Source organism: Acinetobacter sp. SM1B (assembly GCF_003289665.1).
GTDB classification, from domain to species: Bacteria; Pseudomonadota; Gammaproteobacteria; order Pseudomonadales; family Moraxellaceae; genus Acinetobacter; species Acinetobacter schindleri.
The window spans coordinates 959,623-980,032 of record NZ_QMBM01000001.1 but is presented as its reverse complement, the minus strand read 5'-3'; the positions used below and the strand labels follow the sequence as shown (position 1 = coordinate 980,032).

The 20,410-nt window shown below is 43.8% G+C and carries 20 protein-coding genes; 8 read left to right on the top strand and 12 right to left on the bottom strand.

The genetic code is table 11. The annotated features are described in order from the left end of the window. Positions 1–110 precede the first annotated feature (110 nt). Together mrcB and C8322_RS04620 are read left to right on the top strand one after the other, a co-directional pair. Positions 111–2,504, top strand: coding sequence for a penicillin-binding protein 1B (mrcB, locus tag C8322_RS04625; protein WP_111810419.1), 2,394 nt, complete (start codon positions 111–113; stop codon positions 2,502–2,504). 13 nt (positions 2,505–2,517) lie between these two features. Next, the gene (locus C8322_RS04620) at positions 2,518–3,057 is read left to right on the top strand and encodes a tetratricopeptide repeat protein (protein ID WP_004815362.1); all 540 of its coding nucleotides are present in this window, start codon (positions 2,518–2,520) and stop codon (positions 3,055–3,057) included. Between the two features lie 29 nt (positions 3,058–3,086). On the opposite strand, the gene C8322_RS04615 is transcribed toward C8322_RS04620, so the two are convergent. After that, positions 3,087–3,986: an NUDIX domain-containing protein gene (locus C8322_RS04615; protein WP_004815361.1), complete on the bottom strand. Its 900-nt coding sequence runs from the start codon at positions 3,984–3,986 to the stop codon at positions 3,087–3,089. A gap of 142 nt (positions 3,987–4,128) precedes the next feature. Here C8322_RS04615 and hemP point away from each other — a divergent pair, with 142 nt between their 5' ends. After that, a complete protein-coding gene (gene hemP / locus C8322_RS04610) occupies positions 4,129–4,299 on the top strand; it encodes a hemin uptake protein HemP (RefSeq protein ID WP_004815360.1) in 171 nt (56 codons plus the stop codon). Positions 4,300–4,394: 95 nt separating this feature from the next. Here hemP and C8322_RS04605 read toward each other — a convergent pair whose 3' ends face one another. The 4 genes from C8322_RS04605 to C8322_RS04590 all read right to left on the bottom strand — a co-directional run bounded on the left by C8322_RS04605 (position 4,395) and on the right by C8322_RS04590 (position 8,720). Further along, entirely contained in the window at positions 4,395–5,705 is a 1,311-nt protein-coding gene (locus C8322_RS04605; protein WP_004815359.1) for a sensor histidine kinase, read from the bottom strand. 7 nt (positions 5,706–5,712) lie between these two features. Further along, on the bottom strand, positions 5,713–6,378 hold the full coding sequence (locus C8322_RS04600) for a response regulator transcription factor (RefSeq protein WP_004815358.1): 666 nt from the start codon (positions 6,376–6,378) through the stop codon (positions 5,713–5,715). A 118-nt stretch (positions 6,379–6,496) separates the two neighbouring features. Beyond that, positions 6,497–6,859 (bottom strand): NirD/YgiW/YdeI family stress tolerance protein, encoded by a 363-nt coding sequence (locus C8322_RS04595; protein ID WP_004815357.1) that lies wholly within the window; start codon positions 6,857–6,859, stop codon positions 6,497–6,499. Between the two features lie 103 nt (positions 6,860–6,962). Beyond that, the gene (locus C8322_RS04590; protein WP_004815355.1) at positions 6,963–8,720 is read right to left on the bottom strand and encodes a GspE/PulE family protein; all 1,758 of its coding nucleotides are present in this window, start codon (positions 8,718–8,720) and stop codon (positions 6,963–6,965) included. A gap of 229 nt (positions 8,721–8,949) precedes the next feature. On the opposite strand from C8322_RS04590, the gene C8322_RS04585 reads away from it, so the two are divergent. Beyond that, positions 8,950–10,209, top strand: coding sequence for an MgtC/SapB family protein (locus C8322_RS04585; RefSeq protein WP_004815353.1), 1,260 nt, complete (start codon positions 8,950–8,952; stop codon positions 10,207–10,209). Between the two features lie 43 nt (positions 10,210–10,252). On the opposite strand, the gene tsaA is transcribed toward C8322_RS04585, so the two are convergent. After that, positions 10,253–10,960 carry a tRNA (N6-threonylcarbamoyladenosine(37)-N6)-methyltransferase TrmO gene (tsaA, locus tag C8322_RS04580; RefSeq protein WP_004815350.1) on the bottom strand — a complete coding sequence of 236 codons (708 nt, stop codon included), beginning with the start codon at positions 10,958–10,960 and terminating at the stop codon, positions 10,253–10,255. A 105-nt stretch (positions 10,961–11,065) separates the two neighbouring features. Here tsaA and C8322_RS04575 point away from each other — a divergent pair, with 105 nt between their 5' ends. After that, positions 11,066–11,845, top strand: a complete 780-nt coding sequence (locus C8322_RS04575) for a ferredoxin--NADP reductase (RefSeq protein WP_004815348.1) — start codon at positions 11,066–11,068, stop codon at positions 11,843–11,845. Positions 11,846–11,907: 62 nt separating this feature from the next. Here C8322_RS04575 and C8322_RS04570 read toward each other — a convergent pair whose 3' ends face one another. Then, positions 11,908–12,522, bottom strand: a complete 615-nt coding sequence (locus C8322_RS04570) for a cation transporter (protein WP_004815345.1) — start codon at positions 12,520–12,522, stop codon at positions 11,908–11,910. A gap of 85 nt (positions 12,523–12,607) precedes the next feature. Here C8322_RS04570 and C8322_RS04565 point away from each other — a divergent pair, with 85 nt between their 5' ends. The 3 genes from C8322_RS04565 to C8322_RS04555 all read left to right on the top strand — a co-directional run bounded on the left by C8322_RS04565 (position 12,608) and on the right by C8322_RS04555 (position 14,819). Continuing rightward, entirely contained in the window at positions 12,608–13,024 is a 417-nt protein-coding gene (locus C8322_RS04565) for a Cd(II)/Pb(II)-responsive transcriptional regulator (protein WP_004815344.1), read from the top strand. A 128-nt stretch (positions 13,025–13,152) separates the two neighbouring features. Continuing rightward, positions 13,153–14,562: a tRNA 5-hydroxyuridine modification protein YegQ gene (yegQ, locus tag C8322_RS04560; RefSeq protein ID WP_004815341.1), complete on the top strand. Its 1,410-nt coding sequence runs from the start codon at positions 13,153–13,155 to the stop codon at positions 14,560–14,562. A gap of 2 nt (positions 14,563–14,564) precedes the next feature. Continuing rightward, on the top strand, positions 14,565–14,819 hold the full coding sequence (locus C8322_RS04555) for a YfhL family 4Fe-4S dicluster ferredoxin (protein WP_004815339.1): 255 nt from the start codon (positions 14,565–14,567) through the stop codon (positions 14,817–14,819). A gap of 268 nt (positions 14,820–15,087) precedes the next feature. On the opposite strand, the gene ahpF is transcribed toward C8322_RS04555, so the two are convergent. The 5 genes from ahpF to C8322_RS04530 all read right to left on the bottom strand — a co-directional run bounded on the left by ahpF (position 15,088) and on the right by C8322_RS04530 (position 20,360). Further along, positions 15,088–16,653, bottom strand: a complete 1,566-nt coding sequence (gene ahpF, locus C8322_RS04550; RefSeq protein ID WP_004815337.1) for an alkyl hydroperoxide reductase subunit F — start codon at positions 16,651–16,653, stop codon at positions 15,088–15,090. A 237-nt stretch (positions 16,654–16,890) separates the two neighbouring features. Beyond that, complete coding sequence (locus C8322_RS04545; protein WP_004815335.1) at positions 16,891–17,811, bottom strand: hypothetical protein; 921 nt, start codon at positions 17,809–17,811, stop codon at positions 16,891–16,893. A 40-nt stretch (positions 17,812–17,851) separates the two neighbouring features. Beyond that, entirely contained in the window at positions 17,852–18,979 is a 1,128-nt protein-coding gene (locus tag C8322_RS04540; RefSeq protein WP_004815333.1) for a toxic anion resistance protein, read from the bottom strand. A gap of 16 nt (positions 18,980–18,995) precedes the next feature. Continuing rightward, positions 18,996–19,787 (bottom strand): hypothetical protein, encoded by a 792-nt coding sequence (locus tag C8322_RS04535; protein WP_004815331.1) that lies wholly within the window; start codon positions 19,785–19,787, stop codon positions 18,996–18,998. Between the two features lie 228 nt (positions 19,788–20,015). Then, on the bottom strand, positions 20,016–20,360 hold the full coding sequence (locus tag C8322_RS04530) for a GreA/GreB family elongation factor (protein ID WP_228156488.1): 345 nt from the start codon (positions 20,358–20,360) through the stop codon (positions 20,016–20,018). Positions 20,361–20,410: the final 50 nt, after the last annotated feature.

Sequence of the window (20,410 nt, the reverse complement as noted above, 5' to 3'; positions counted from 1 at the left end):
CTAAGTGTATTTTTTAATTGATATTTTTTAACCAATTTCTCTTTAAATATTGCAAATTCCCTAAAAGCTTCGCATGATTAGCAGAATTTTACAGACGCTTATCATCATTTATGAAGTATGAACGTGGTTTGGGGTTTATTGCCTTAATCTTTTCCGTTTTGGTCATTTCAGCTTTTGTTGCCTTTAGTATCTATCTGATTCGTCTAGATAATATTGTACGTGACAAATTTGAAGGCCAGCGCTGGGACATTCCTGCGAAAGTCTTCGCACGTCCGATGGAAATCTATGTCAATGCACCTGTCAGCCAACAGGATCTTCAGGAAGAGCTCAAACTGCTTGGATATAAGAGTGCTGAAAGCTATACCAAGTCCGGAAGTTATGTGACTTCTGGTAATACTTTATATGTACATACCCGTGGTTTTGACTTTGGTGACCGGGTTGAGCCTGAGCAGATTTTAAAAGTCAGCTTCAATGGTGAACAGATTAATGACGTAAGTGCCACCAAGCCCTCCACGTCCGGAATTGCCCGTTTGGAACCTTTATTAATTGGCGGGATTTACCCCCAACATAATGAAGACCGGGTACTGATCAAGCTGAATAAAGTACCTAAATCTTTGATTGAAGCACTGATCGCCACCGAAGACCGTAATTTCTACCACCATCATGGTGTATCTCCACGCGGGATTGCACGTGCAGTGGTCAGCAATATTACCGGCGGTAAACGTCAGGGTGGCTCGACTTTAACCCAGCAGCTGGTCAAAAACTTCTATTTAAGTCCAGAGCGTACGTTAAAACGTAAAGTCAATGAAGCCTTTATGGCGATGTTGATTGAATTGCATTATGACAAGGATGAAATCCTTGAAGCCTATTTAAATGAAGTGAATCTGGGCCAGAATGGCAATTATTCTATTAATGGTTACGGTCTGGCTTCCCAATTCTATTTTGGTCTGCCGTTGCGCGAATTAAATATTTCCCAACAGGCATTTTTAGTTGGTCTGGTACAAGGTCCTTCCCTCTACAATCCATGGCGTAACCCTGAAACGGCGAAAAGACGTCGTGATATTGTGCTGAACAATATGCTGGTTATGGGTTATCTGACCCAAGAGCAATATGAAACCGAGAAGGCACGCCCTCTCAATGTCATTACAAAACCAACCCTGGGTCCAGCACGTTTTCCTGACTTCTTGGATATTGTGCGTCGTCAGCTGCGTACCGAATATCAGGAAGGTGATATTACTAATCAGGGCCTACGCATCTTTACCACGTTGGATCCATTGGCACAGACCCGTATTCAGCAAAGCTTCAAAAATACAGTAGCGAACTTAAGCAGATCAAATCCAAAACGTTTAAAAGATTTGCAAGGTGCGGTGCTGGTCATTCATCCAGAAAATGGTGAACTGGTTGCTGCAGTTGGTTCGACCCAGGACTTTACCGGCTTTAACCGTGCCTTGGATGCCAAGCGTCAGGTGGGTTCGTTATTAAAACCTGTGATTTACCTGACCGCAATTGAATCAAACCGTTACCATTGGGGGAGCCCGATCGAAGACAGCGAGCTAAGTATTAAAACTGATGGCAAGACCTGGACACCCAAGAACTATAGTGGCCGCCCGCATGGTGTGGTTCCAATGTCTCAAGCACTGGCAAATTCCTATAACCTGTCCGCGGTACGTTTGGCTCAGGAATTCGGTATGTCGACCTTTATCAATCATCTGAAGAAATTTGGTGTGACTTCTGATATTCCGTCCTACCCTTCCATTTATCTGGGTGCGGTAGATATGTCACCTATGGAAGTGATGAGTCTGTATGGCAATTTTGCAACTGGCGGTTTTAAATATCCGGTCAAAGCCATTCGTTCCGTGGTGGATGCCAATGGTCGTCTGGTCGATCGCTATGGCCTGACGGTTCAGCCAACCATTGATCCGGCTTATGCCTATATCCTGAACAATGGTTTACAGCAGGTCATGAGCAGCGGTACCGGTCAATCTGCTTATAGTACCCTGCCACGTAATCTTGGTCTGGCTGGCAAATCAGGGACAACCAATGATACCCGTGACTCATGGTTCGCAGGCTATTCTGGTAATTACCTAGCTGTGGTCTGGTTAGGTCTGGATGACAATAAGATTACTGGTTTGACCGGATCATCTGGTGCGCTACCGGTATGGACCAGTGTCATGAAGCAGCTACGCCAGAAGCCAGTGAATCTGCATCAACCAGGTGAGGTACAATGGCAATGGGTCGATCGCGCGACAGGTCATTTGTCTGCTCAAGGCTGTGAAGGTGCCATGTATATTCCGTTGACTCGTCACAGCATGCCAAATCAGGCTACTGCTTGTGGCGCATCGCATTATGCCCCTGCCCCACATACGATTGATTCAGAAGAACCTCAAGGTTCTGATGATCCAAGCGATGAAATTGGGATCTGGATTGAAGAAACTGAAACGGAAAACCAACGTGATTCTTTACAAGATACACGTATCATCTCAAGCGGTAGTTATTCACCCTAATTGAGTGAGATATATGTTTCAAAAAATCCTGATTGGTTCAATTTTAGTTGCTTTAGTCGGCTGTCAGTCCATACAGCAGGAACCATCTGCTCCAGCCAAGCCTGCACCTGAAAAGCCACGGGTGCAGAAATCTGATGGTGTAGTGATTACGCCTTATGATCATCCTGAAATCAAACGTCAAAAAGTGGTCGTGCCACAGCAGAAACCTGAACCACAGCAGTTTGATGATGGCCGTCAGTTACCTGCTTTCAAGAAATTGATGCAGCAGACTCAAACAGCGTATAAAGCACAAAAGTTTGATCAGGCTGAAGCCTATGTCACCCAGGCACAGCGACTGGCACCGCAATCTCCTGAAACCTATCTGTATTTAGGGATGCTGGCGAACCGCAAGAATAAACCCGCCAATGCACAAGCGTTTGCGCAGCGCGGCCTTAGCTATGCCCAAAGCAATGCCATGAAAAAGCAGCTCTGGCAGGTGATTCTTAAAGCTGGTCAGCTGCAAAAAAATCCACAAACCATTCAAAAAGCACAGAAGGCATTAAGCGCTCTTTAAGCTATAATTACTTTTAGTAATTAACTTACTTATATCCCACGAATGCCTGCGATCCCGTAGGCATGATGGGATTGAGCCAGACTCAAATCTTCTTTGTTCATTCCACCAAGTGCATACACAGGAATCTGAATCTGTTTGGCAATCTTCTCAAAGGCAATCCATCCCAGTGGCTCTACTTCTGTATGAGTCGCTGTTGGAAGCACAGGACTCAGAAAAATTGCTTCACAGCCCAGCTGTTCTGCCCGTTGTGTAGACGCATGATCATGACACGCCACAATATAGCGTTTCCCTATAACCAGATCACTGGTACTTAGTTGATTCAGCTGTGCCTGTTTAAGATGTAAAGTCTGAATACTCTGTTGCTGTTGTTCATCCAGCAGCAGATATAAGTCATGATTAATAATCAATTGGGATAATTTTTCTAACGGCAGGGTTGCCAATTTCTCGGCCTGTTCTGCGTTGGCGTCAACTCGCCAATACAGCATTTGCGCTTTGTCGAGCTGATGCAGATCTGCCAGATCATTGCTGATTTTAATCATCTGTGGCCATAACAGTTTTTTTAAAATCACCGCATTGGCTTTCGGAAAATTCAGCTGCTGTAACTGCTCGCGGCTATACCACTTCCAGGGTTGCTGAATCTGGGCTAACTGTGCTTCAGCTACACTGGCATGAAATAAATGCAGATGCACAATCACATCTTCATATTCATGACGAATAAAATCGAAAGGATGCCAAAGCTCGATATCAATACCGACTTCTTCCTGGATCTCACGACGGCAGGATTGCAGCGGTGTTTCACCTTCTTCTACTTTGCCGCCAGGGAATTCATGTTTATTTCCCTGATGCTGTTTCGCTTCCCGCCAGCCAACCAGAACCTGATTTTGGTGAAATAACAAGGCAATCGCGACATGAATATTTGCTTTAGACATACGAAGATAAACTGGCTGGAAATATTACAAATTGTAAGTGATAGCGGATTTTTTAGGAATTGAAAAATTTAGGCGTTGACAGCCCTATTCGATAATGATTATCATTTAAATCAATCCAAGCACATACCACGGAGTCTATGGAATGAACGCACCTTTTAGCCTGTTTACACGTAACAATGACGCTCATCATGCATTACCAATGCTGCATTCAAATAACCTGTTTGCTCTCGGACGTGAAATTCGCATCATGCATGCCGGTGAAGAATACCGCCTACGCTTGACCCGAAATAATCGTCTCATTCTCACTAAATAAATAAAATAACTCACACAATAATAAACGTGGTCATCAGCAGTATGAATCAGCACGTACTGCTTTTTTCTTATTTGGTCTGCTTCCTGATTCTATATCTAAAAGCGCAATACGACTTTTAACCCGCCAAGATCAGAAGCCATAAATTGAATATCACCATGATGCAATTGCATGATTTTCTGGCAGATAGATAATCCCAGGCCTGATCCTTGCGTTTTAGTGCCCAAAGCGCGATAAAAACGCTCACCCAGTCGCTGTAAAGTTTCCTCAGAAATTCCCTCTCCTGAATTTTCAATCACCACTTCTGTTTTATCCGCCTGATGCTGGCACTGGATCAGAATTGTACCCGCAGACGGCGTATATTTGATGGCATTGTCGATCAGGTTTCGCACGCAATTGAAAATGAGTTCGGCATTCCCTGAAATATCAGCATGATTTAGCTCAAGTTTTAGGTCCAGCTGTTTCTCTTCTATGAACGGCGTGAGTGTTTTTAAAGCATCCTGAATAAGCTCAGGCAAATCTAACTTTTGTTGTGGCAGGTTATGATTTTGTTCAGGGTCCAGTCGAGCCAGCAGCAAGAGGTTTTCCAGAACCTGAGTACCGCGACTGACATCTTTTTGAATCTGCGCCAGATCCTGAGACAATGTCTCATGAGTCTGATATTTGCGTTTTAACACCTGCAGGCGCATTTGAATCGCTGATAAGGGTGAGCGTAGTTCATGCGAAGCATCCGCAGTAAAGCGCTGTTCTGCACTTAGGGACTGCTCTACCCGAGCCAGCATCCGGTTTAACTGACTGACAATCGGTTGTAGCTCAGCAATTTGCGGTTCGGGCGATTGAACCGGACTTAGATCCTGGGCGGATTTGGAGGCAATATCCTGTGAAATCCGGTTAAGCGGCTTTAACTGATGCTTAATCAATAGATGTAGTAACAACCATTGCACTAACCATAAGAGCAGAAGAATCAAACCAAAACCCAAAATACTATTCCAGATCTGTTCAAAGCGTATGGATACTGGCTGTATGACCTGAACTTTGAGTCCATCATCTTCAGCTACCAACGTTCGTAATAACTGTCCATTTTCAAACTGAAAGTGCAGCCCTGATTGATGACGTAACTGATGTTGCAACAGATTATTCTTTTCGGAAGTGGTTAGCTGATCTTGATCCAGCCAAAGTCGATACTGTATCTCAAACTCTTCACTGATATCATCCACATTGTGACCTTGGGACTGAGTCACATCGCCAAGTAACAGTTCCGCAATATCTTCCATCAGTTCATCATGAATCTGCATAGACTGATAGCCAGAAATGCCCAGTAATAACAACCAGGCCAGACAGCCCGCCAGAATGGAACTATACATGGCGCTCTTGATCAGCTTGTGTTGCAGTGAAATCATCTGAGCCATGATTGATCTACCCTTCAGCTTTATGCATACGATAACCCAGCCCACGTATGGTCTTGATCATCTGACTGCCAATTTTCTTGCGCAGTTGATAAATAAAAACCTCGATGGCATTACTCTCAATTTCATCCCCCCAGGCATAGAGAGATTCTTCCAGCTGTTCCCGGGTCACTACATGCTCTGGCTTTTGCATCAATTTATGCAAAATCTGAAATTCTTTGGCCGTTAAGTTCACCACTTCACCTGCTTTAGTCAGAGTTTTGGCCTGTACATCCAGCTGCAAGTCTTCCCAGGTCAGCACATGGCTCAGATTTTTTTGCTGCAAGCGGATCTGGGCACGAATTCGTGCAGACAATTCTTCCAGGCTAAAAGGTTTGACCAGATAATCATTGGCACCTAAATCAAGTCCTTCTACCCGGTCATCAATACTGTCTCGAGCAGTAATAAAAATAACTGGCGTATCTTTCTGCAGTTTACGTAGCGTCGTCAGAATCTGATCCCCACTGGCTCGCGGTAAACCACGATCCAGTAAAACACAGTCATACTGATGCTGTTCAAGCGCCAGAATGGCATGGTCCCCACGCTCAACCCAGTCAATTACATAGCCATCCATTTCCAGCCAGGTCTGAATACTTTCTGCCTGTGAGGTATCATCTTCCGCCAAAAGAATACGCATGCTGAATCCCCCTTATTTTCAACATATAATCATGAATTTTAAATAAAAAAAACCACATGCTTTTTGTAATATTGCATGTGGTTTTCTCTAGTCAGGTCATTCGGCCATCGCCAATGCCTTAATTGAAACGCACTTCATCAACATCGATTTCAACACGTTTCGCGGGTTTGTAATCGATATCTAGTTCACCAATAATGGTTACCGGTGTTTTGGCAGAAATCGGTTTGCCTTGCCATAACTCATCATCAATTTCGACATTGATGCTGCCTGTGTTGTCACGGAACTGATATTTTTCGTCGCCTACTGATTTCACCACATGACCTTTGATTTGTACCTTGCTGTCATCTTTCATGGTGAGTGCTTGTTTTACAGTTACGGTTTTGGCAAACGCGCTTTGGTTTACTGTACTTTCTGCCATAGTCGCAGTTGTTACTGAACCAATAAGTGCCACTGCTACAAATGCTTTGGTCATATTTTTCATATTCAGTACCTTTTAGGCTGTCTTGTTTCGATGAAGCTATTAAAACAGCTGAAGATGAATTGAATCTTAAGAAAACTTTATTTTCAAAAATGGGTTTTAAAAGTTAATTCAATGGCACTACACGTAGTACTTCCTCTAGCGTGGTGACACCTTCAATGACTTTTCGTGCACCCGCAATTCTAAGTGGCTCTACACCTTCTTTTTTCGCCTGAGCACGTAACTGGTTCAAGTTGGCATCTGCGCCAATCAGCTGTTTGGTTGCCAAACTCAGTGGCATAAACTCATAGATCCCTATACGCCCTTTATAACCCGTATGACGACACTCCTCACAACCTACTGGACGGAACACAAATTCTGGACGGGCCAATGGATAATCTGCTGCTAAATGCTGCCATTCCTGCTCATCCATAAAGCCTTCTGCTTTGCAGTGTGGACACAACTTACGCACCAGACGCTGAGCCAATACACCGAGAATCGTTGCAGCAGTCAGGAACGGTTGTACACCCAGATCATGCAGACGGGTTAAACTCGACGGTGCGTCATTGGTATGTAACGTGGATAAAACCAGGTGACCTGTCAAGGCAGCCTGAATTGCCATATTGGCAGTATCCTGATCACGAATCTCACCGACCATGATGATATCTGGATCCTGACGCATTAATGCCCGTACACCATCGGCAAAACCCAGATCAATCCCGGTATTCACCTGCATCTGGTTAAAGCTTGGCTCCAGCATCTCGATCGGATCTTCAATGGTACAGACATTGACCTCTTCGGTCGCCAGCTGCTTTAAAGTTGAATACAGCGTAGTCGTTTTACCCGAGCCTGTAGGTCCAGTCACCAGAATGATGCCATGACTATGACTGGTCAGCGTGTTCCATTCATTCAGCAAATGCCCTTCAAAACCCAGTTGCTGGAAGCTGCGTACCAATACCTCCGGATCGAAAATACGCATTACCAGTTTTTCACCAAAAGCGGTGGGTAAGGTCGATAAACGCAGTTCCGTTTCCTGCCCTTTAGGCGTACGGGTTTTTAGACGGCCATCCTGCGGCTTGCGCTTTTCTGCCACATTCATCCGGCCCAGAATTTTAATACGTGAAATCACTGCAGTAAGCGTATTGGCTGGCATTTTATAAATGGTATGCAGCACGCCATCAATACGGAAACGGATTTTCCCGGTATCTTTGCGTGGTTCCATATGAATATCACTGGCACCCTGTTCAAAGGCAAACTGCAATACCCAGTCCACCAGTTTAACAATATGCTGGTCATTGGCATCTGGATTTTGCGAATCACCGAGCTGTAGAAGTGCTTCTACACCCTTATTTTCACGGTCATAAGCCGAGGATTTTTGTGATCCACTGACAGCACGACTAACCTGATAATACTCGACAATATATCGCTGCAACTGTTCCGGATTCAGTAGCACCCGTTCAATACGGCGCGGGCTAACATTCTGCTGTAGATTCGACACCCATTCCATTTTATAAGGCTGATCGGTAGCAATTAGAATTTTGTCTGGCTGGATTTCAACGGCGAGAATACGGTTACGGAGTGCGTATTCCTGCGACATTACTGCGGTAAGTGCCTGAACATCGGCTTTTAAAGGATCAATAATATAAAATGGCAGATTTGTTTTTTCTGACAGCCACTGACATAAACGGTTTAGGGTAAGTGTACTTTGGGGATGAGAGCGGTCGACCAGATTAAAATTGGCAATCCACTGTAAAGGATGCCATTTCAGCTGTTCACGCTGACGATGCGTCGTCTGTACCAGCATACGGTCTCTATCACTGATCTTACCGTCTTTAAAAAGTTGCTCCAGACACCACGCGGTATCAATTTCAAAGTCAAATTTCATTGTTCTAGGCCCCTAAACATGCCTTCACTATAACAAGTTTTTGCTATTTTTCGCATTCTCCTGCTGTGTCTTCTGGCTGTTTCTGCTAGCTGGTGCCAATCTTTAGAGTTACCAATCTTTTCACCCCTATCTTATCTCTCACATTTCTCTCTTGTTCATCCTCTAGCTTATGGCCTATATTTTAGAGATACCTTTGAAAATAATTACTTATTCATAGCTGAGGCCGGATATGGATTTTAGCGCAGTGCCCATGAATGACAGCTCCTTTCAGGAACTGCTCACTATCCTGACTTCCGCATTGGGCTGTGGCTTATTGATAGGCCTGGAACGAGAACGGCATAAACAGCGGGAGCAACAGCCAAGCTTTGCCGGCTTACGTTCTTTTGCTATCTGCGCCCTGTTGGGAGCTATCTGTTTTTTATTCGGAATAATCACTGGCCTGGTGGGTGCACTGATTATTGGTGGCATGGTCATTTCCTCTATCCGAAATCAGCCGGATGATCCTGGAATTACCACCGAACTTGCTTTTGTGATGGCCTATTTTATTGGGGCAATCTGTCTGTGGAATATTCCGCTGGCTGCCGGACTTGCAGTACTCATTACCGTCATTCTGATGGCCAAACATTCCATGCATAATATTGCTGGAAAATGGATTACTGAAGCTGAATTCCGGGATGGTTTACTGTTACTGGCATTGGTCTTGATTGGTTTACCTTTGACACCCGATACACCGCTATGGGGCAAGGTGCTTAATCCCTACCTGACTCTGAAACTCTTAACTTTAATTTTGGTGGTACAGGCGCTAGCACATATTGCCAAACGCTTACTTTCTACAAAAAATGCTCTGATGCTTTCTTCGATTGCCTCTGGTTTTGTTTCCAGCACAGCCACAGTGGCCCAGTTGGGTCTACAGGTCCGTAAAGGTGAGATGGATGCCCGATCCAATGCGGGTGCCGCACTCATGTCCTGTATCTCGACTTTAGTACTGCTGTTCATTGTGGTCGGAGGCGTATCTTTTAGCTGGCTTAAAATTATTTTGCTTCCTTCCCTGGTGGCAATGGCCATTCTGGCTGCCTGTGCATTTCTATTGCTGCGTAAAGCTAAACCGCCAGAAAATTGTGAAAAAGAAGAAGATAGCCGGATGTTTAGCCTGAAAGAGGCGGTCATCATTGCAGTCACCTTGACGCTGATTCAGGCTGCGATTTATGGGCTGGAGCTCTTACTCGGCGATGCCGGCTTGCTGGCAGGGACCCTGCTGGCTTCACTATTCGAGATTCATGCAGCCATGGCCAGCGTGGTCATTCAGGGTGACCCGAGCAATACCCGGCTGATTCAGGCACTGCTCATAGGCCTTGCAGCCCATGCTTTAGCAAAATCTGTAAATTCCGGCCTGTCAGGCGGATTCAAATATGCGATGTATTTTGTCCCTGTACAGATTCTACATATGGCAGTTTTGATCGGAATTTTGTGGTGGACGCTAAAACTTTAGAATGATTTGAGCAGAAAGTATAAGTACCCTGGTCCTTTAGCCATCACTCAATCTCTACAATCAGGACAGAAGTTTCATTTACAATAAATTTGATATTGAAATCTGCAAAGCGTATACCATAAATTCGCTCCGGATCCTCCTGATAGGCTGGACGTGGATCAAGGGATAAAACCTGTTCAAGTTCCTGAATGGTCTGTACAGAAATTTTTCCATTTTCTAGCAATTGCTGCTTTTGCTGCTCTGCTTCATCACTCCAAATAACGGTTTTACGTTGTGGCTCCTCCTGAGCATAACCGCTCTGCGCTTCTGTCACAGCGTCGGAATAGTGAATATAAGGTTTAATATCGACAATCGGAGTACCATCTAAAAGATCACTGCCCGTCACATAAACACGGACTGTTTTGCCAACTTTTTTCACCTCTTTCAGTTTGACCACGGATAAACCAATCGACGAAGGACGATACATACTACGTGTCGCGAACACCCCTATTTTCTGGTTGCCACCTAAACGTGGTGGACGTACCTGTGGACGAAACTTGCTGTTTTCCTGATTTTTATTGTCATGGAACTGCCAGAGCAGCCATAAATGGCTAAACTCCTCAATTCCCTCAAAAGCCAGCAGATCATTATAAGGCCCCTGCATTTCAATATAGGATTCCACTTCCACCAGATTAGGCTGACGTGGAATACCAAATTTCTCTTTATAGGGAGATTTCATTATACCGATTACAGGTATAGTCAGTTCAATCATCATCACTTTTTTTGATAAGCTCAATTAAATATATTCAGTTTATCGAGAATGAATTTGGTTTAGAATAGCAACCTGTTCTAATTTGATAACTTATTGAGACCTTTAATGGCTGCTTTTAACGTCGAAAAGATTACTCACGTCCACCATTGGAATGACACATTATTCTCTTTTAAAACGACTCGTGATACTGCATTACGTTTTAAAAACGGTCAGTTTGTGATGATCGGCCTTGAGGTCAATGGTAAGCCTTTAATGCGTGCATATTCAATTGCAAGTGCAAACTATGAAGAAGAACTGGAATTCTTCTCGATTAAAGTTCCAGATGGTCCACTGACTTCTATTTTGCAAAAAGTAAAAGTTGGCGATGAAATCCTGGTTTCTAAAAAACCGACAGGTACACTGGTTCTGGATGACCTGAATCCTGGTAAGAATCTGTACTTGTTATCTTCAGGTACTGGTCTTGCACCTTTCCTGTCAACTATTCGTGATCCTGAAACTTATGAACGTTTTGAGAAAATTATCGTGGTTCATGGTACACGTTTCATTTCAGAACTGGCTTATCAAGATCTGATTCTGAACGAAATTCCAAATCATGAGTTCTTCTCAGAATTGGGCGCTAAAGAAAAATTGGTATATTACCCGACGGTAACTCGTGAAGAATATCCAAATCAAGGCCGTGTAACGACTGCAATTGAAACTGGTGAACTGTTTGAAAAAATCGGCCTGCCACGTTTTAACCCTGAAACTGACCGCGCGATGTTATGCGGTAGCCCAGCCTTCCTTGATGACGTTGCTGCGCTTCTTGACCAACATGGTCTGAAAGAATCTCCACGTATGGGTGTTCTAGGCGATTATGTAATTGAACGTGCGTTCGTTGAAAAATAAGATTCCTTGAATCTAAAAAACCGGGCAAATTGCCCGGTTTTTTTATTTAGCATTAATTTTTATCATGCAGTTGTACGACGTTCTTGTAATGCCTGCTTCACCACCTGATATCCTGCAGTTAGTCCCAGACTGGCCATAATCACCGCCACAATCATATCGGGCCATAGACTACCGGTTCCAAATACACCAATGGCCGCAAAAATAACTGCTACGTTGCCAATTGCATCATTTCGGCTACACAGCCACACAGACTTCATGTTTGAGTCTCCATCACGGAAAGCATAAAGAATCACAGCCGTGATCACATTGGCCAGTAAAGCAATTGCGCCGATGATACTCATCGTGATGGCTTCAGGAGAAATACCGAGCAGATAGGCATAGATGACTTTAGCCATCACCACCAGACCAAAGGCTGCCATAGTCAGGCCTTTAATTAAGGCTACAGTGGCTCGCCAGTACAGGCTTGCGCCTAATACAGCCAGTGAAATCCCATAATTCACTGCATCCCCAAAGAAATCTAGCGAGTCGGCCCATAAAGCTGAAGAATGAGCATAGGCTCCCCCGACCAGCTCTACCAGAAACATACTGAGGTTAATCCATAAGGCAATCCATAAAGCCATTCTAAACTTGCTGTTTGGCTTGATGGGTGCCGGTTCATGACTACAGCTACAGGCCATATTCTTCTCCGATGTATTTTTATACGAAATACGATACATTGATTAGAAACTATGGAGTAACTCCAAGGTCAAGCCCGAGGTGTATATGTCTTTGTATCTAATTTCAGAAATCGCCAAAAAGTCACATTTAACTACTGACACGGTGCGTTTTTATGAGAAAAAAGGATTCATCACGCCGAATTTTCGAGCAAATAATCAATATCGTTATTTTGATGATGAAGCGCTTAAAAGACTGATTTTTATCAAGCGTTGTCGTGATCTGGATATGTCCTTAAAGGAAATCGAGACCTTAATCGAACTGGAGCAAAATCCCGAGCAGAACTGTACAGCAGTCAACAATATTATTGACCAGCATCTACAGGATATCACCAATAAAATGAAAGAATTAGCAGCTTTTAAAACTCAGCTTACCGAGCTAAGAAATAGCTGTAATACGCCGACTACGGTTGACCATTGTCAAATCCTGAAAACCCTGGAACGGTCTGAAATCGAAGATCAATAGTCTGTATATTTATTTCAGTTTTACTTATTTGATAATGTTGAAAATATCAACAAAAACCATGATTTCCGAGTGATTTACTTGGTTGAATCTTGTTTTTAAATGAATAAAATAAAAGCCGTACTTTTTATATGTCTTTCGATTTCGTCATGAGTATCATCCCTGTTACTGAACTTCTCTCACCTGCTGGCTCACTGAAAAATATGCGTTATGCTTTTGCCTATGGTGCAGATGCAGTCTATGCCGGCCAGCCGCGTTATAGCCTGCGTGTTCGTAACAATGAATTTGACCATGACAATCTGGCTATAGGCATCAAAGAAGCACATGATCTTGGCAAAAAATTCTATGTGGTGGTGAATATCCAGCCACATAACTCCAAGTTGAAAAACTTTATCCGTGACCTAGAACCTGTGGTGGCGATGCAGCCAGATGCACTGATCATGTCCGATCCGGGCCTGATCATGCTGGTGCGTGAACATTTCCCGCATATGGACATTCACCTGTCTGTCCAAGCCAATGCCGTGAACTGGGCAACGGTAAAGTTCTGGAAAAACATGGGGCTTACTCGTGTGATTCTGTCACGTGAACTATCCATTGAAGAAATTGCAGAAATCAAACAGCAAGTACCAGATATGGAGATTGAAGTCTTCGTGCATGGCGCGCTGTGCATGGCCTACTCCGGACGTTGCATGTTGTCTGGCTACATGAATAAACGTGATGCCAACCAAGGTGCCTGCACCAATGCTTGCCGCTGGGAATACAAAGTTCTGGATGCCAAAGAAGATGTGACCGGTGATGTAATACCGGTGAAAAATCTGGATTCAGGCTGCTGCTCCCAAGATATGGATGAAGCTCATAAAGTAGCTCAACATCAGTTTGACGAGCCGGTCCTACTTCAGCGTAACGATGAAGATATGTTTGCTGCCGAAGAAGATGAACATGGCACTTACTTCATGAACTCAAAAGATTTGCGTGCAGTCCAGCATGTAGAACGATTAACCAAAGTCGGTGTGCATTCGCTAAAAATCGAAGGTCGGACTAAATCCTATTTCTACTGTGCACGTACTGCACAGATTTACCGCAAAGCCATTGATGATGCTTTAGCTGGCAAGCCATTTGACCCATCACTGATGACCCAACTGGAAGGTTTGGCAAATCGAGGTTATACCGAAGGCTTCCTGCGTCGCCATGTTCATAGTGAATATCAAAACTATGAAAATGGTTCTTCCAGTTTTGATCATCAAATTTTCTGTGGTGAAGTATTAGAGCGAAATGGAGATTACATCAAGATCGATGTGAAAAACCGTTTTGTAGTCGGTGACTCACTGGAGCTGATGACGCCTAAAGGCAACATTACCTTCACCTTGACGGAAATCAAAGACCGTAAAGGCAATCTGATTGAAGATGCCAAAGGTTCGGGGCATATCGTCGAAATTCCGATTCCAGCAGATATTGATATGCAATATGCCCTGCTGATTCGCAACCTGCCGACATCGACTGCAGATATTTCCGCATCTTCACTCGCTTATCAGGCAGGCTAAGCATGGCACTCTTGATTACCGATAAATGCATCAACTGCGACATGTGTCTGCCGGAGTGTCCGAATGATGCCATTTATGAAGGTGACAAAATCTATGAAATCGATGTCAATCGCTGTACGGAATGCGTCGGTTTCTATGATCATCAAACCTGTGTATCCGTGTGTCCAATTGAGTGCATTGTGCCCCATCCGGAGCATGTGGAGACCAAAGAACAATTGATGGAGAAATTTAAGGGACTGAATCTATTCAACTCTTAATGAAATCTTAAAGATGGCATATTTTATGCTCATCTAAAGAACAACCTTGGGGAAGGCATAATAATAAATTAAAACAAAAACAGCGCAGAGGAAAGGAACAGTCAGAAGCAATTGGGGATGGTTCTGACTGATCTAAAACGAAGGAAAGCAAATATAAAAAAAGAAACTCTGGTGTTAGCGTCCGGAGTTCCTGTAAAAAGGGAATAAGAAATAGAGTCGATTGATGTTCTAGCACCTGGGTTTTGGGGAACCCAGGTGCTTTCCTTTATTACTGACCCGAACGGATGATGTAGTCAAATGCAGACAGTGATGCTTTCGCGCCTTCACCTGTAGCAATGATGATCTGCTTGTAAGGTACTGTGGTGCAGTCACCCGCAGCAAATACACCTTTTACGTTGGTTTCATTGCGCTCGTTAATCACAATCTCACCGCGGTTGCTTAACTCAACTTTGGTTTCTTTCAGGAAATCCGTATTCGGTAACAAACCGATCTGAACGAAGATCCCTGCAAGCTCAACCGTATGTTCTTCATCGGTCGCACGGTCTTTGTATTTCAGTGCAGTTACCTGTGAACCATCACCCACTACTTCTGTTGAAAGCGCATTCTTGATCACCGTGGTGTTTGGCAAGCTGTTCAACTTGTCCTGAAGTACCTGATCCGCACGAAGTTTGGTATCAAATTCCACCAGGGTGACATGCTCAACAATACCAGCAAGGTCGATTGCAGCTTCTACACCTGAGTTCCCCCCACCAATCACCGCAACACGTTTGCCTTTGAACAATGGACCATCACAGTGTGGACAGTAGGCAACACCACGGGTTTTGTATTCCTGCTCACCCGGAACATTCATCTCTCTCCAGCGTGCACCAGTCGACAGAATCACGGTTTTAGATTCAAGCTTGGCACCATTTTCTAAAGTCACTTCAACCAGACCGTTGGCAGTTTCATCTGCACCCTTGATGTCAGATACACGTTGCAGGTTCATGATGTCGACACCGTATTCACGTACGTGTGCTTCCATCTCGGCAGCAAATTTTGGACCTTGGGTCTTTTGCACTGAAGTGAAGTTCTCAATGTCCATGGTATCCATGACCTGACCGCCCATACGTTCAGCCACGATCCCGGTTTTGATGCCTTTACGCGCTGCGTAGATTGCAGAGGTATTTCCCGCAGGACCACCACCAATCACAAGAACATCAAACGCTTCTTTGGCATTCAGCTTTTCCGCATCTTTGGCAGCAGAATCCGTATCCAGCTTGGCAATGATTTCTTCCAAAGTCATACGACCCTGACCGATGTGTTCATTGTCCTGGAACACCATAGGTACAGCCATGATTTTACGTTCTTCCACTTCTTCCTGGAAGAAAGCACCATCGATCATGGTTGCTGTTGTACCCGGGTTATAGATAGCAATCAGGTTGAGTGCCTGAACCACATCCGGACAGTTATGACAGCTTAAAGAGACAAACACATCAAAGTCAGACTTGATTCCTAAACCTTTGATCGATTCAAGAGCTTCATTCGATACTTTCGGTGCATAACCCGAAGTTTGCAGCAATGCCAGAATCAGCGATGTGAACTCATGACCCATTGGCAGGCCTGCGAAGAACACACGAGGCTGTTCACCGGCTTTAGCCACACCAAAACTTGGTGCACGTTTGTTGGTACCATCAAAACGGGCAGTCACTAAATCAGACAGTGCAGCGATTTCTTCTACAAGTTCTTTGATTTTTGCAGATTTATCCGAAGCATCTAAAGTGGCTACCAGTTCGATTGGTCCTTCAAGGCGCTCTAAAAGGGTTTTTAATTGGGCTGCTGTATTTTGATCTAACATTGCTAACGTCTCCAAAGGAGTAATAATTTATTCGATGAAAGAATAATAGGATAAATCAAAACACAGGTAAAACAGTTTGTTTTTATACAAATGATCGTTTTTTCAGATTATTAAATAATTTTTAATATGATTTCAATACATTGGCATATAGCTATTTCATTAAACAACCATATTTCCTTTACTCCCCACGAGGGAAAACAATAAAAAGAAAAGCTCTATGACTGGAGCTTTATTCATTTAGTTCAAGCGTTGTTCAATCCGCAATGAACGTTTTTTAATGGCATTGGCCAATGCAAAGAAAATCAAACTCATCACTACAGATACGGCCAATATAATACTGATGACTACCTGAACAATATCAGTCAACTGATTGGCTTGTTGTACCTGGGTACTGACCGATTCAGCTGCCGGTGTCAGGGCCTTGCCGTATACCTGCTGTTGCATGGTCCACAGCTGCTCTGCCTTAAAACCATATTGATCAAACTGATTGTCGCTTTTCTCCGCCTCAATTAGTCGCAGTACATGCGGTCGGGCGGCTGATAAATCGGCTGGTTCATGCAATAAAGCGGTCTGCGCAAGCAAATAGGACTTCACCGGTGCTTTAATATCTTCCGCATCCACTAAATAACGGGCAATATCACTGTCATTGATATTGCTGTCGTAATATACCGCCTTTTGATATGCATCATCATGATCACCATTCAGGTCGTGCTGCCAGTAGCTCAGTCCGCCCCAGATCAGGATAAAAGCAATCAACCAGCCCACAAATTTCATTACAAAGGACTGAAAGCGAACATAAAAATAACGGATTTTTTTCAGGAAGTGCACGACAAAGAATGCACCAATAAAAGAAGCAAACAATTTCAGAATCAGCCAGCCAAACCAGCTTAATAGACTGAAGAAATAGTCGGGGCTGTCACCAATACTGGCTAAATTGGCATCAACACTAACCGGTAGATGCAATTGCTGCACTTCGGTACTGAGTCCGAAAAATCCATAGACCAGTTCCTGATGCAGAAACAGGCCAATTAAGGATGCAATACCAACGGTGGCCGTCGTGACACTAAGTAAAGTCAGGCGGTTCTGACGCTTTTTCAGTGCAACGACACCCTGCTCAATCTCACGAGGATTTACAGCATACTCATCTAATGGTGGCAAACCTGACTCCTCTAATAAATCCGGGGACAGGTGCCCAATATTATTCCGCCCTGTCTGTACTTGATTCAATGACCAGATAATTCAGATTATCCTGCAAGGCTTTTAAACGTGCTGTCGCTTCAGTACGTTTCTGCATGCCTTCTTTCTGAATCTGAATCACATCATTTACTGTATTAATAAGGGTATTTTGGACATGTTCAAGTGTTTCTATGTCAATGACTGAACGCTGGTTGGCACGAGCCGTGTCGACAGAGTTCTGATGCAGCAGGTCAGCATTGCGACGTAACAGCTCATTGGTCGCATCATCAATACTATTGGCAAGCTGGACACTGTTCTTTTGTTCATGCAGGGAAATCGCCAGGCTGATCTGGTTCTTCCAGGCCGGCAAGGTAATGTTTTTAATCGCATAGAATTTGTCGACCAGCATCAGATTATTAGATTGAATAATGCGAATCATGGGCAAGGTCTGCATCGCGGATTGCTGTAATACCTGCAAATCACTGATACGTTTTTCCAGATTATTGGCCAGATGATTCAGGTCATAAATTTTCTGGGTAGTGGTCTGATCTTGTGGTAATGCTGTCAATGCAGCAATATCCTGCTGTAATTCATGTTCACGGATGCGCCCTGCAGCAATATGAATGCCCAGCTGCTTATATTCATCCTGCACACCATCGAACATTTTATCTAAAGTCGATACACGTGCTTTCAAGCCAGATTGTGAAGTCTCAATTTCTTTAACCAGTACATCAATCTGTTCTTTGGTGGTATTAAAATGAGTATCAAAATTCTGTTTGGCACCTTTGAATTTATTAAGCAGATTACCCAAGAAACCTGAGGTTTTATTTTTGCTCAGAATACTGGAAGCATTCAGCTGCTGTGCCACCTGAACCACCTGATTCAGTTTCTGGCCTGTTGTATCCAGATCCCGGTTTTGAACCAGATTGAGCAGTTCATCAGTATAGGTCGCAGTCTTGCTGGCAATATTCTTGCCGTATTCTGCAACAGCGTTATGGCTCATTTCCTGTAATTCCTTGCGCACTGCCAGTACTTCCTGAAAATCCTCAGGCTGTAAACCCAGTTCTTTCAGGTCCATTTGCTGAAATTTCTGTTCAGCAATTTCATTGTCTTTTTTGACAGGCAGATTCACAGTATCAGGATTGGTCATAGTTCACCTTATCTTGTTATATTTTCGAGGGTTTTTCGAGCGATTTTCTTAACGTTTTAATCAGATTTTCCCGACTATTATCAAGTTTTTCCAGATCACTTGTCGAGTGTTTACTGTTGCTTTGTTTGACATGATATTGCCAGGCCGGAATCAATACCTGCTGTGCTTCCTTAAACCGGTCCAGCAGGCTAAAGGAAAGCTGTTGGGACAGTTGCATCTGGGTAATGGCAATATCATTACTGGCTTGCAGGGTTTTTAAGGTATGGATTTTCTTGGATAAACGTTCTGAGAAATTATCCAGCGGATGCTGGTTTTTCACAAACTGTGGATATTCCTGCAGAAATTCTTCTGCGGCCAGAATATGTTTAGCCATCTGTTCACGTAAACCTGTAAGCTGTTGAAATCGTGACTGGGATTTCTGGATTTCAATCTGTAGTTTACGGCTGAGATGACTGGCCTGATCCAGCAAGCGATCCAGATTTTTATAATACTCAACCTGACTGGAGCCATAATCCAGATCAATTCCTAGCCATTTTTGCAAGGCATTAAACTTGCGCTGTTTCAAATATTTTCTGGAATTTGCCAGCGCCTGAATAATTTTTTCAATGGTCTGGCTGAGCTGTTGGGTCAGTTGCGGATCAACCCCATTTAACAGGACTGCCTGGGCCTGAATCAACTGATCGGCATAATGATTCAACCTGTACTGATCACTGAGCAAAGGGACAAGCTCATTACGCTTGATGCTTAAAATCTCACTCGGATCTGCTGTAATATCCTGGATCCGGATCAAAACATCTATCTGTGACATAGCCCTTTAAACTCAGTTGAACCGATTTTTATAGTACGTGGTTTCCTTCAACATAACATGTAGCATTTTGCAAAGGAAAGCCTTTAAGGCATAGAATTTTTTATATAAGTTAAAGATATTGTTGGATTTAAGCTTTAGTTATCTTAAAAAAATTACAAAATACCAAAGCCAAATAAAAAAGCCCCACTGATATGAGGCTTTTCTATTATGCAAGAGATCAGAACGACTTTATAAATAGTCCCCTTCACGTTCTGGCTGATACAGTACCTTTTCTATTTTGACTTTCATCATTTCACCGTCTGGCTGCGGCCATTCAATGGTTTCCCCTTCCGCCAGCCCAAGGATCGCGGCACCGACAGGCGCTACAATATTCAGCTGTCCCGGCTCACCCCTGAACTCATGCGGATAGACCAGCGTAATTTCTTTAGTCTGGTTAGCAATTGTGACCAAGGCGCGTGCATGCATGGTAACGATATTGGCAGGAACATCTTGAGGTTTAACTACCTCTGCCCGTGCCAGTTCATCCTCTAGCTGCTGCATAGTTGGAGTCAGCTTGGGTTGATTTTCAAGCATTGAACCGTACCGGGTTTGTCGGAGACTTTTTTATTTAAGTTAGGCCACCT